Annotated in this window: 15 protein-coding genes; 5 read left to right on the top strand and 10 right to left on the bottom strand. The window is 69.4% G+C overall.

Annotated features, from left to right (window positions below; all coding sequences use genetic code 11):
* The first annotated feature begins 3 nt into the window (after positions 1-3).
* Both A5787_RS07535 and A5787_RS07530 read left to right on the top strand, forming a co-directional pair.
* Entirely contained in the window at positions 4-750 is a 747-nt protein-coding gene (locus tag A5787_RS07535) for an MBL fold metallo-hydrolase (RefSeq protein WP_231993881.1), read from the top strand.
* A complete protein-coding gene (locus A5787_RS07530) occupies positions 747-1220 on the top strand; it encodes an SRPBCC domain-containing protein (RefSeq protein WP_066963945.1) in 474 nt (157 codons plus the stop codon). Before A5787_RS07535 ends, A5787_RS07530 begins: the two co-directional genes overlap by 4 nt.
* Here the strand turns inward: A5787_RS07530 and A5787_RS07525 are convergent.
* On the bottom strand, positions 1217-2407 hold the full coding sequence (locus A5787_RS07525; RefSeq protein ID WP_066963943.1) for an FAD-binding domain: 1191 nt from the start codon (positions 2405-2407) through the stop codon (positions 1217-1219). The genes A5787_RS07530 and A5787_RS07525 overlap by 4 nt on opposite strands.
* Positions 2408-2496: 89 nt before the next feature.
* Here A5787_RS07525 and A5787_RS07520 point away from each other — a divergent pair, with 89 nt between their 5' ends.
* Positions 2497-2958: an STAS/SEC14 domain-containing protein gene (locus tag A5787_RS07520; protein ID WP_066963940.1), complete on the top strand. Its 462-nt coding sequence runs from the start codon at positions 2497-2499 to the stop codon at positions 2956-2958.
* Here A5787_RS07520 and A5787_RS07515 read toward each other — a convergent pair.
* From A5787_RS07515 to A5787_RS07485, 7 genes are all read right to left on the bottom strand, one after another.
* Positions 2955-4319 carry an NtaA/DmoA family FMN-dependent monooxygenase gene (locus A5787_RS07515; protein WP_066963937.1) on the bottom strand — a complete coding sequence of 455 codons (1365 nt, stop codon included), beginning with the start codon at positions 4317-4319 and terminating at the stop codon, positions 2955-2957. The genes A5787_RS07520 and A5787_RS07515 overlap by 4 nt on opposite strands.
* Entirely contained in the window at positions 4316-5437 is a 1122-nt protein-coding gene (locus A5787_RS07510) for an LLM class flavin-dependent oxidoreductase (protein WP_066963934.1), read from the bottom strand. The genes A5787_RS07515 and A5787_RS07510 overlap by 4 nt, the downstream gene beginning before the upstream one ends.
* Positions 5434-6531, bottom strand: coding sequence for an LLM class flavin-dependent oxidoreductase (locus A5787_RS07505; RefSeq protein ID WP_066963931.1), 1098 nt, complete (start codon positions 6529-6531; stop codon positions 5434-5436). The genes A5787_RS07510 and A5787_RS07505 overlap by 4 nt, the downstream gene beginning before the upstream one ends.
* Positions 6528-7019, bottom strand: coding sequence for a GNAT family N-acetyltransferase (locus A5787_RS07500; protein WP_066963928.1), 492 nt, complete (start codon positions 7017-7019; stop codon positions 6528-6530). The genes A5787_RS07505 and A5787_RS07500 overlap by 4 nt, the downstream gene beginning before the upstream one ends.
* 54 nt (positions 7020-7073) lie before the next feature.
* Positions 7074-7667, bottom strand: a complete 594-nt coding sequence (locus tag A5787_RS07495; protein ID WP_066963924.1) for a fasciclin domain-containing protein — start codon at positions 7665-7667, stop codon at positions 7074-7076.
* Between the two features lie 147 nt (positions 7668-7814).
* A complete protein-coding gene (locus A5787_RS07490) occupies positions 7815-8711 on the bottom strand; it encodes an SAM-dependent methyltransferase (RefSeq protein WP_066963921.1) in 897 nt (298 codons plus the stop codon).
* A gap of 8 nt (positions 8712-8719) precedes the next feature.
* Positions 8720-9091, bottom strand: a complete 372-nt coding sequence (locus A5787_RS07485; protein WP_066963918.1) for a DUF3054 domain-containing protein — start codon at positions 9089-9091, stop codon at positions 8720-8722.
* A gap of 33 nt (positions 9092-9124) precedes the next feature.
* Here A5787_RS07485 and A5787_RS07480 point away from each other — a divergent pair, with 33 nt between their 5' ends.
* Both A5787_RS07480 and A5787_RS07475 read left to right on the top strand, forming a co-directional pair.
* Positions 9125-10309: an acyl-CoA dehydrogenase gene (locus A5787_RS07480; protein WP_066963915.1), complete on the top strand. Its 1185-nt coding sequence runs from the start codon at positions 9125-9127 to the stop codon at positions 10307-10309.
* A gap of 14 nt (positions 10310-10323) precedes the next feature.
* Entirely contained in the window at positions 10324-10935 is a 612-nt protein-coding gene (locus A5787_RS07475; RefSeq protein WP_066963912.1) for a hypothetical protein, read from the top strand.
* Here A5787_RS07475 and A5787_RS07470 read toward each other — a convergent pair.
* Both A5787_RS07470 and A5787_RS07465 read right to left on the bottom strand, forming a co-directional pair.
* Positions 10932-11336, bottom strand: coding sequence for a DUF4190 domain-containing protein (locus A5787_RS07470; protein WP_066963909.1), 405 nt, complete (start codon positions 11334-11336; stop codon positions 10932-10934). The two genes, A5787_RS07475 and A5787_RS07470, sit on opposite strands and share 4 nt — an antisense overlap.
* Positions 11337-11430: 94 nt before the next feature.
* Positions 11431-11721 carry a hypothetical protein gene (locus A5787_RS07465; RefSeq protein ID WP_066963906.1) on the bottom strand — a complete coding sequence of 97 codons (291 nt, stop codon included), beginning with the start codon at positions 11719-11721 and terminating at the stop codon, positions 11431-11433.
* Positions 11722-11763: the final 42 nt, after the last annotated feature.

The raw sequence follows: 11763 nt of genomic DNA, 5'->3' as shown, positions 1-11763 counted from the left end.
GGCGTGGGACCAGCACCGACTCTTGTTCAGGTCACCGACACCGTGTACCTCGCCCAGGGCCACGCCGTTAACTGGACCCTGGTCGTCGACGGCACCGGCGTGCTGCTGATCGACGCCGGTTACCCCGGGGATCGCGAGGACGTGCTGGCCTCGCTGGCCAAGCTGGGCTACGGCGCGGGCGACGTGCGCGCGATCCTGCTGACGCACGCGCACATCGACCACCTGGGCTCGGCGATCTGGTTCGCCCGCGAGCACGGCACCCCGGTGTATTGCCACGCCGACGAGGTGGGTCACGCGAAGCGGGAGTACCTGGAGCAGGTATCCATTTTCGATGTGGCACTGCGCATTTGGCGGCCACGGTGGGCGGTGTGGGGCGCGCACGTGGTGCGCAACGGCGGGCTGATCCGCGACGGCATCCCGTCGACCCGGCCGCTGACCGCCGAGGTGGCCGCGGGCCTGCCCGGCAACCCCACGGCCATCGCCACGCCGGGCCACACCGGCGGGCACTGCTCGTACGTCGTCGACGGCGTGCTGGCCAGCGGCGACGCCCTGATCACCGGCCACCCGCTGCTGCGTCGCGGCGGGCCGCAGCTGCTGCCGGCGATGTTCAGCCACGACCAGCGGAACTGCCTGCACAGCCTGGGCGCGCTGGCCTCGCTGGACACCGAGGTGCTGCTACCCGGCCACGGCGACGTGTGGCGCGGGCCGATCCGCGAGGCGACGGACGCGGCGCTCCAGCGCGCGCAATGACGCAGACCCGCGTCGTCCGGCGCATCCGCGCGTCACCGGAGGCGGTGTACCGCGCGCTCATCGACGCCGATGCGGTTGCCGCATGGCGGGTCCCCGACGGCATGAGCGCACTCGTGCGCGAATTCGACGCCCGCGTCGGCGGCCGGTTTCGGGTGTCGCTGACATACGCGTCGCCGCAACGGCGGGGCAAGACGGCCGCAGCCACCGACACCTACCACGGCCGGTTCGTCGAGCTGGTGCCGGGCGAGCGGGTGGTCGAGGAACTCGAATTCGAGACGGCCGATCCGGCGTTCGGTGGCGCGATGCGGATCGTCACGACGCTGTCCGACGCCGACGGCGGCGCGGAGGTGGTGATGCTGCACCAGGGCGTCCCCGCCGGAATTTCCCCGCACGACAACGAGCTGGGCACCCGGATGGCCCTGGACAAGCTCGCCGCCCTGGTCGAGTCCCGCTCGGCAGCCACGAGCTAGCGCTGCGCGACGTACTCGGGCAAAGCAATGTCGTCGCGGAATTCACGCCTGATGACCGGGCCGGCCAGCCACGGGATGTCCATCAACTTGGATGCCTGATTCCGGGTCCACAACCCGAGCGTCGTCTTGGGCGCGAACATCGAGGCGAACGCCCGCGCCGACCGCTGCCTGGCCTCGACGATCGGACGCAGTCGGCGTTCGTAGCGACGAAACGCCTCGCGGTGATCGGCACCCGCGCGGCCGAGTTCGCCGGCCAGCACGTAGGCCTGCACCATGGCCAGACCCGTCCCCTCCCCCGCCAATAACGAGACGGCGGCCGCGGCATCGCCGATGAGTGCTACCCGCCCCTGCGACCAGCGGTCCATGACGATTTGGCTCACGCGGTCGAAGTACACCTCGGGGGCGCCGTCCAGTTCGCGGAGGATCTCGGGGCATTCCCACCCGGCGTCGCCGAAGACTTGCGACAGGGTGGTCCTGACCTCCGACAAGTCCTGCGGGTCGGGGCCGCTCATGTGGTCGGCGGTGAAAACGGACAGGAACAAGGTCTTTTCGCCGCGCATCGCAAACCGCGCGAGCATACGCCCGGGTGTCGTGTAGGCGAGGTAGACGAGCTCGTCGCGCGGCTGATAGCCCTCGACTCCGAAGGCGGCCACTCGGTAGCCTAGGTCGACCTCAAAATTCGATTCCGGGCCGAACACCAAGCCGCGCACGGGCGAATGGATGCCACCGGCGCCGACGACCAGATCGAACGGGCGTGACTGGCCGTGCTCGAACGTGACCCGGACCCCCGCGTTGTCTTGCGCGATGGCCGAAACGCTCTCACCGAACAGGGTTTCGACGTGGTCGTCGATCGAGCGGTAGATCATGGCCGCCAGATCACCGCGCGGCAGGGTGGCGAAGCGTCCATCGAGGTTGCGCCGGAACAACTCCGTCGAAAAGCCGCCCACCTTCCGCGAATTCCGGTCCACGAGTCGCAGCTCCTGCACCTCGTATCCGGCGGCGTGCAATTCGGGGGCAAGTCCCATGCGTTCGGCGACGGTGTACCCGCCACCCCAAAAGTCCACGACATAACCGCCGGTGCGGAGCCGCGGCGATTTTTCTATCAGGGTCGGCTCGTGGCCGTAGCGCCAAAGCCAGTACGCGAGCGTGGGGCCGGCGATGCCGGCTCCGACGATGGCGATCTTCATGCGCACACCCTTTCTGCTCGGGCCCACTTACTATATCATAGTGCAATAGTTGCTATGGGAAATAAATTGCAGGATGAAGGGAGAGCGGTGTGCTGAAAGAACTTACGGGCATGCCCCCCGGCATTCAGGGCCTGGAAGCGGCAGGCACGGTCACGGCAGCCGATTACGACCGGGTCTTTGCGCCGCTGGTCGATCAAGCGCGACGAACGGGCGGTCGGATGCGGCTGCTCTACCAGTTCGGCCCGGGCTTCCGGCGCATCACGCCGGGCGCGCTGTGGGCCGATACCCGGCTCGGGGTGAGCTACGTGCGGCTGCTTGATGGCTGCGCGGTCGTGAGCGACCTCGACTGGATCCGGGCGCCATCGCGCAGCATCGGCGCGTGGATGCCATGCCCGGTGCGGGTGTATCACGACAACGAACGCGATGACGCGATCGCGTGGCTGACCTCGCTGCAGGACGGCGCCGGCGCGTCCACTCGTGACATGGCCAGGGCATTCATCGGTGGAGTGGGCGCCGCGGTCAGCAGCCTCGTCAAGCTTGTCGCCCCCTAGCGGCCCTGAGCCGCCGGCGCAACCTCGTTGAGCCCCAGGTGATCCCGCAGCGTCTCGCCGGCGTACTCCGTGCGGAATGCGCCCCGCTCCTGCAGCATTGGCACCACTCGGTCGACGAACTCGTCCAGGCCGTGCGGCGTCAGGTGCGGCACCAGGATAAACCCGTCGCAGGCGTCGGCCTGGACGTAGGTGTCGATCCCGTCGGCGATGTGCGCCGGGGTGCCCACGAACTGCTCGCGGCTGGTGACCGCGATGATCAGCTCGCGGATGGACAGGTTCTCGGCCGAAGCGCGCTCGCGGAAGCGGCGGGCGACCGCGATCGGGTCGCCATGCCGGACCCGGCCCTGCGTGATGTCGCTGTCGATGATCGGATCGACGTCGGGTAGCGGGCCGTCCGGGTCGTAACCCGACAGGTCGCGGCCCCACACTTGTTCGAGCATCGCGATCGCCGTCGCACCGGTGACCTGCTGATAGCGGATGTGGCGCGCCCTGTCCTGCGCTTCGGAATCGGTGTCGCCGATGACGAACGTCGCCGCCGGAAAAACCTTGAGCCGGTTGGGGTCCCGGCCGTAGGACGCGGCGCGGCCCTTGACGTCGGCGTAGTAGCGCCGGCCGTCCTGAAGCGACGAGTGCAGGGTGAACAAGGCGTCGGCGTTGCGCGCGCCGAACGCGCGGCCGTCGGCGGAGTCGCCGGCCTGCAGCAATATCGGATGGCCCTGCGGGCCGGCGGGCACCGTCGCAAACCCGCGCACGTCGAACTGCGGACCGCGGTGTGCGACGCCGCGGATCCGGTCGGGATGGACGTAGACCCCGGCATCGACATCGGCCAGCACGGCGTCGGCCGCCCAGCTGTCCCAGAATTGGCGGGCCACCGCGAGGAACTCCTCGGCGCGCGAATACCGATCGGCGTGATCCAGAAAGCCGCCGCGGCGGAAGTTGGCGCCGGTGAAGGCGTCCGAGGAGGTCACCATGTTCCAGCCGGCGCGGCCGCCGGACAGGTGGTCGAGCGTCGCGAATTGCCTTGCCACTTCGAAGGGTTCGTTGAAGGTGGTGTTGATGGTGCCGGTCAGCCCGATGCGGTCGGTGACGCCGGCCAACGCGGCCAGCACGGTGAAGGTGTCCGGACGGCCCACCACGTCGAGGTCGTAGATGCGGCCGCGGTGCTCCCGCAGTCGCAGACCCTCGGCCAGGAAGAAGAAGTCGAACAATCCCCGTTCGGCGCTGCGGGCCAGGTGCACGAACGACTCGAACTCGATCTGGCTGCCGGCGGCGGGGTCGGTCCACACCGTCGTGTTGTTGACGCCCGGGAAGTGCGCGGCCAGGTGAATCGGTTTGCGGCGCTTGCCCTCTCGAAAGCTCAACCCTCCAGCCCCCACCGCTTGGCGATCAGTTCGTGCGAGCGCAACCGGTCGGCATGCCCGTGGGTGACCGAGGTGATCACGAGCTCGTCGGCGCCGGTCGCGCGCTGCAGCGTCTCCAGCCGCTCGGCGACCTCGTCGGGGTTGCCGACGAATTGCGTTGCCAGCCGGTCGATCACGACCTCCAGCTGCTCGTCGGTCAGCGGGCCGCACTCGTCGGGGTCGGGATAGGGGACGGCGCCGCCGCCGGCCCGGATCGAGTACACCCAGTGGCCGTAGCTGGACGCCAGGTGCTTCGCGGTGTCGGAGTCGTCGGCGACCACGATGTCGGCCGACACCACCACGTAGGGCCGCGGCAGCGCCGCCGACGGGACGAACGCGTCCCGGTAGGCGTCGATGGCGTCCAGCGCCGTAGCCGGGGTGAGGTGGTAGCTGGCCACGAACGGCAGCCCCCGTGCGCCCGCGACCTGGGCGCTGCGGCCCTTGCTGCTGCCGAATATCCACGGCGTCAGGGCGGCGCCCTCCCCGGGCACGGCGTGCACGTCGAACCCGTCGACCTCGTAGGTTCCCGCCAGCATCGCCATGATGTCCGCGAGCTGTTCGGCGAAGTCGGGCGCGACGGCCTCGGGCTGCTGCAGGATCGCCTGGGTCGCCTGCACCCGGCCGCTGCCCAGCAGCTTGCGCAGATCGTACGGCGGCGGGATGACCACGCCGTCGACCTCGCGCCATTCGCGGGCAGGTTCGGGCCTGGGGGGTCTCGGGGATCGCGGCTTGGTCATCCGCCGCTGCGCCGAGCGGCCCAGGCCGAGGTCGATGCGGCCCGGATAGAACGCGTCGAGCATGCCGAAGCTTTCCACCACCGCGGCGGCGGTGGTGTGACTGAGCTGCACGGCCGCCGAGCCCACTCGAATCGTGTTGGTAGCGGCCGCGATTTGGCCGATCAGCACCGCCGGTGCCGCGCTGGCGACGGCGACGAAGTGATGCTCGGCGATCCAGTACCGGCGATAACCCCACCGCTCGGCGTGCTGGGCGAGCGCGATCGTGTTGTGCAACGCCGTCGCCGCGTCCCCGCCGGAAAGGATCGGCACCAGGTCCAGGATCGACAGCGGCACGGGTGTCATCGGTGCACCGCCGAGTAGCGGTTGGGCGCCACGGGCAGGCCCAGGCGGGCCCGCAGGGTTTCGCCGCGCCGATAGGCGGTGCGGAAGCGGCCGGCTCGCTGCAGCAGCGGCACCACCTCGTCGACGATCACCGGCAGGTCGGTGGCATTGACGGCCGGCCGCAGCCGCACCCCGTCGACGCCAAGCCGTTGCCAGCCCACAGCCATGTCCACCAATTCCATTGCGCTGCCCGCGAAGACGAGGGCATCCGATCGGAAGTCGCCCTCGCCATGGAACGAAACGACCACGTCGGCAAGGACTTTCAGGTGAGCTCCGCCGGCGGCGCGCACCTCGTCGAGGATGCTTTGCAGTGAGGTCTCGTCCGTGGGCGTGATGAACACGACATCGGCGCCGGCCGCGGCGAACTCGTAGGCGGGCCCGACATGCGCCAGCGCGGCCACCACCGGCTGGCCCTGCGGCGGGCGCGGCGTGATCGACGGACCCTTGAGGGAGAAGAACTTTCCGGCGAAGTCGATGTAGTGCAGTTTGTCGACGTCGACGTAGCGCCCGGTGGTCACGTCGCGGACGATCGCGTCGTCCTCCCAGCTGTCCCACAACCGGCGCACCACCTCGACGTACTCGACCGCCTCGTCGAAGAGTGGAACGCCGGAGACGTCGCGGCGGCCGAACAGGGCCGCCTCATGCGTGGTGGCGCTCACCCGCGGCTGCCACCCCGCCCGGCCGTGCGACACGAAGTCAAGCGTCGCAATGGATTTGGAGACGTGAAAGGGCTCGGTGTGGGTGACCGTGGCCACGGGGATCAACCCGATGTGCCGCGTCGCGGGGGCGATTCGCGCCGCGACCAGGACCGCGTCGGCGCGGCCGGTCAGCCGATCCCGATGAATCCGGGAGCTTCGCCCGATCTGCGGCATCAAGGAGTCGTCGATGGTCAGGAAATCCAGCAGCCCGCGCTCGGCGGTGGCCGCCAATTCGGCCCAGTAACGCCCGCTGAGCACCGACGGCGTGGCGGGCTCCGAGCCCAGGGTCGTCCGCCACGCCTGCGGGTGCCAGCCGTATCCGTCGAGCGCGACCCCCAGGTGGAATTGACCGGTCATGGCAGCCGCTTTTCGAAGGCGATCGGCCGGAACGGTCCCCAATCCGGCAGCGGCTCGGCGGGGGGGATGCGGGAGTAACCCGTCGCGTCGTATAGCGCCTCGGCCTCGGGCTGGCGATTGCCGGTGATCAAATACAGCCGCCGGTAACCCCGCGCGGCGGTTTCGGCCTCCAGCGCCGCCAGCAGCGCCCGCGCGTAACCGCGGCGCCGGTGCGCGCTGTCGGTCCAGATCCGCTTCAGCTCGGCGGTCTCGGCGTCGAAGCGCCGGAACGCCCCGCCGGTGACCGCCACCCCGCCCACCACGCCGATGAGCAAGCCGCCGTCGGGCGGCGCCAGCTCGGCCGCCGGCACCGGCAGCCAGGCCAGGTGCCTGTCCGGCGTGCCGCCGTAGCGCTCCGCGTACTCGACGGCCAGCTCGGCCAGCAGCGGCCGCGCCAGCGGGTCCTCGTGGGTGGCCGCGACGAACCGAAGCCGGGTGGTGGGCGTCACGTCTTCATCTAACGTTTCCGACGCGCCCCCATTCCACCCGGCGGAGGTTCCGCCCTATCGGGCGGGGGGCATCAGCACCGTGTCGATCATGTACACCGTCGCGTTGGACGTGTGCACGCCGCCGCACACCAGGCCCGCGTTGTTCACCCTCAGGTCGTTGCCCTGACCGGCCACGGTGAGGGACGCACCCTGCACGGTGGCGTGGATGCCGCCAACCGTTCCCGGACTGAGCTGCCCCTGCACGACGTGATACGTCAAGATGCTGGTCAGCAGCTGCGAGTCCGTCTTCAGCTTGTCGATGGTCCCCGCCGGCAGCTTGTCGAACGCGGAGTTGGTGGGCGCGAAGACCGTGTACTGGCCGTTGTTGAGGGTCGAGACCAGGTTCACGTTCGGATTCAGCTTCCCCGACAGCGCCGAGTTCAGCGTGGTCAGCATCGGGTTGTTCGACGCCGCGGTCGCCACCGGGTCGCGCGACATCCCCAGCACCGACCCGGGACCGCTCGGATTCTGCTTGGCGTAGTCCGCGCAGCCCGTGCCGATCAGGTCACCCGCGTTATCGGCGAGCGCGGGACCGGCCGCGGGGCACGTTACGACGGCGATCGTCGCGAGGCCCGCCGCGGCAATTGTTTTTGCACGAGTGCTCATCATTGCGTTTCCACTCCTTTGTCACAGACGCCCGTGGGCGCCGTCTTCGGCTTGAACACCAGTCATTCGGAGCGGCGGCGGGCATGGATGGAATTTAAGTAACTGAACCTTTAATTTGCTTAATGAGCCACCCGGGGCGCGCGGCAACGGTTAAACGCGCGTTGCCGTGACATACCCGGGGAGCAGGTCCACGTGCTCCGGGCCGCCACGCCACAATTCGGCCAGTCCCAGGGTGGTGCACAACTCGACGATGTTGCGCTCGGCCGTCTCCCAACCGTGCGCCGCCAGATACTCGGGGACATAACGGTATTCGCCCGGGTACATCAGGCTGGCCAGGTCGACGTCCAGGCCGTGTCGACGCCACGAGTCGACGAATGCCTGCCCCGCCGCCTGCCGCGCCGGGGTCCAGGTGGCCATGTGGTCCGCGGTGAAGCGGCTGCCGGGCGCGCTTGCGCGGGTGACGTCCTGCAGCAACCGGTGCTGGGCGTCGGGCGGCAGGTAGCCGACGAGCAGCTGCTCGGCGATCCACACTGTGGGCGCGGCGGCGTCGAAGCCGGCCCGGCGCAGCGCGACCGGCCAATCGTGGCGGAGGTCGACGCCGATCGCGCGGCGGTGCGTCGTCGGCCGGGCGTCCAGCCCGCGCAGCACTTCGGATTTGAAATCGAGGACCTCGGGCCGATCGATCTCGTACACCGTGGTCCCCCGCGGCCACCACAGCCGGTACGGCCGGGTGTCCAGGCCCGACCCCAGGATCACCACCTGGCGGATGCCCGCCCGGCCCGCGTCGGCGAGAAATTCGTCCGAGAATTTGCCGTAGGCCGCCTGAACGTCCATCAGCCCGGTCGTGATCGGGTTGCCGCCGCCGTCCGCGGCATATCGCTCGTCCTCGATCGCCCGGGTGAAATAGTCCACCCCGGCGGCGCGCACCAATCGCTCCGCGAAGGGGTCGTCGAAAAGCCCCTTGTTGGTGGCCACGGCCCGGACGACCGCGTCGAAAGTGGTGGCCAAGCCGTCGCCGGTGGCCGGATTCCAGCTGGCGGGTGCCATCGGTGTTCTCAGGCGTCGGAGCGACGCCGCAGGGCCAGGCCCACCGCCGCCCGCCACCCCAGCAACAGAACCGCGGTGACCGACGCGGCGACCACCACGAAACTCGCCGCCACGCCCGCCGAACCGGCTTTGCGCAACAGCATGCCGACCACGACGGTGCACAGCCAGACGATCACCCCGGTGGGGGCCACCGCGGTGGGCCGCCGCCAGGCGCGCGACACCAGCCACCCGACGACGGTTCCGGAAAGGAACGGCCAGGCCGTCGTCGCGACGCCGCCGAGGTTGAGCCCCTCGTCGTGGCTGCGGCGGCCGACCGCGCAGAACACCAGCACAGCGACGACGTCCACGAGCAGGTACGCCATCCACTGGAGCCTCCGCATGCCGCGAGACTACCGGGTGGCAGGCTGGCAACCATGAGCACTGATGCACCCCCCGCGTTCGACCGGGACGACCCACTGGGCCTGGACGCCTCGCTGTCCGGCGACGAGCTCGCCGTGCGCGACACCGTGCGAAAGTTCTGCGCCGAACACGTCATCCCCCACGTCGGGGAGTGGTTCGAGATCGGCGACCTCCCGGTGCGCCAGCTCGCCAAGCAGTTCGGCGAACTCGGCCTGCTCGGCATGCACCTGCACGGCTACGGCTGCGGCGGGGCCTCCGCGGTGCACTACGGCCTGGCCTGCACCGAGCTGGAGGCCGCCGACTCCGGCATTCGCTCGATGGTGTCCGTGCAGGGGTCACTGGCGATGTTCGCCATCTGGAAGTTCGGATCGGAGCAACAGAAGGAGCAGTGGCTGCCGGGCATGGCCGCCGGCGAACTGCTCGGCTGCTTCGGGCTGACCGAACCCGATGTCGGGAGCGACCCGGCCGCGATGAAAACCCGTGCGCGGCAGGACGGTTCGGACTGGGTGATCAACGGCCGCAAGTTGTGGATCACCAACGGATCGGTCGCCGACGTGGCGATCGTGTGGGCCGCCACCGACGACGGGATTCGCGGCTTCGTCGTGCCCACCAAGACTCCCGGGTTCACCGCCAACACCATCCACCACAAGCTGTCGCTGCGGGCCTCGATCACCAGCGAGCTGGTGCTCGACGACGTGCGGGTGCCCGCCGACGCGATGCTGCCCGAGGCGAGGGGGTTGCGCGGGCCGCTGTCGTGCCTGTCGGAGGCGCGCTACGGAATCATCTGGGGGTCGATGGGCGCGGCGCGCTCGGCCTGGCAGGCCGCGCTCGACTACGCCACGCAGCGCACCCAATTCGGTCGGCCGATCGCCGGATTCCAGCTGACGCAGGCCAAACTCGTCGACATGGCCGTCGAGCTGCACAAGGGGCAGCTGCTGTCGCTGCATCTCGGTCGCCTCAAGGACGGCGTCGGCCTGCGCCCCGAGCAGGTCAGCTTCGGCAAGCTCAACAACACCCGCGAGGCGATCAAGATCTGCCGGACCGCCCGAACCATCTTGGGCGGCAACGGGATATCGCTGGAGTACCCCGTCATCAGGCACATGGTCAACCTGGAATCGGTGCTGACCTACGAGGGCACGCCGGAGATGCACCAGCTCGTTCTCGGCCAGGCATTCACCGGCAGCGACGCCTTCCGTTGATAGGAGTACCGCTCATGAAATCTGTTGTCTATCGGGTCGGCGTCCTGGTCGCCGCGTGCGGACTCCTGTGTGCGCCCGCGGCGAGCGCCGACCCAGTCGCGTTGCCCGCGATGACGTCGGGCGGTGGCGGGCCGATCATCGGCGGCGGCAACAACGCCGGGATCGCGCAGCAGCTGATCGGCCTCGGCAATCCGAACGTCCAGGAGGTCGACGGCCCGGACGCCGCCCAGTTCATCAACGCCGCGGCGGCGGTGACCAACCCTGCGCTCGCGGCCCCCTTCGGACTGCTCAAACGGGCGTTGGCATGCCAGACCAACAACGCGGGGTTCGGGGCGCGCGCCTACCGGCGTAACGACGGGCAATGGGGAGGAGCGATGCTGGTCGCCGCCAAGAGCGCCATCCCGAATGTCGACGCCCTGACCGCGTGCGCCAAGACCAATTGGCGGAAGCCCACCCTCGGCAGCGACACCGCGATGTGCAACAGCGGCTGGACGACGCCCAATTCCTTCGACAGCCGCCGCAGCGGTGCGGAGGCCTATTACATCTTTCTCGCCGGCACGGCCGACGACTTCTGCACCGGGCTCAACGCGAAGTACAAGACCAACGCGGCCGCGTGGCCGTTCTAAACCGCTTGCACGTGAGCGGTTTTCACCACGGCCGGCGCGCCCGAATCCGTGCTCGGGGAGTGCGGCAACAGGGCCGCAACGGTCCATAGCGCGATGCCTCCGACGAGCACGACGGCGCCGATCACTATGCCGGCGATCGCCATGCCACGGCCCTTCTGGCCGGTTCTCTTGATCTGGGACAGCGCGACGAAGCCGAAGATGATGCCCAGGAAAGCCCCGATGAACATGCAGACCCAGCCGAACAGCGAGCACACCAACGACGCGACGGCGAAACCGTTGGTGCCGACCAGCTGCGGCGGCGGGTAGCCGGGCGGCGGCGGGTAACCGTAACCGCCCGCGGGAGGCGGCGGATAGCCATAACCGCCCGGCGGCGGTGGATAGCTAGGCGGTTGTTCCGTCACGGCGGCCTCCTACATCGAGAGGCAACACTCTACTCCGCGTTTCGCCTGGTAGAGGGGCGCTAAATCGGCCCGCACGGGTTTGACGCGTCCCGGCTCAGCCGTCGATGTGCGTCGGCGGATCGGAGAAGGAGAGATCCGGCGGGCGCTGGTCGGGACCCATCACGTCGCAGCGCCTTTCGGGCACCAGGTAGGAACTGGCGCCGTGCGGAACCAATTGGGGAGCCGCGACGCAGCGTTGCCAGGTCCCGTCGAGCTGCACGGGTCCATCGCACTTGCTGAGCACCGGACCCCCGTACAGGCAGCCAGCGCCGGCCGGCGGCGCTCCGGCGACCAGCCCCGAAGCCACCAGCAGAGCCGCCAACCCTCCGACGATGCAGCGCTTCATGGTTGCCTCCCGTCACATCGCCGCTGGGGCCTCGCAACGACG

This window comes from Mycobacterium sp. 852002-50816_SCH5313054-b, assembly GCF_001667185.1.
In the GTDB taxonomy this organism is placed as follows: Bacteria; Actinomycetota; Actinomycetes; order Mycobacteriales; family Mycobacteriaceae; genus Mycobacterium.
The sequence above is the reverse complement of the archived record's forward strand: the minus strand, read 5'-3'. Positions and strand labels throughout refer to the sequence as shown.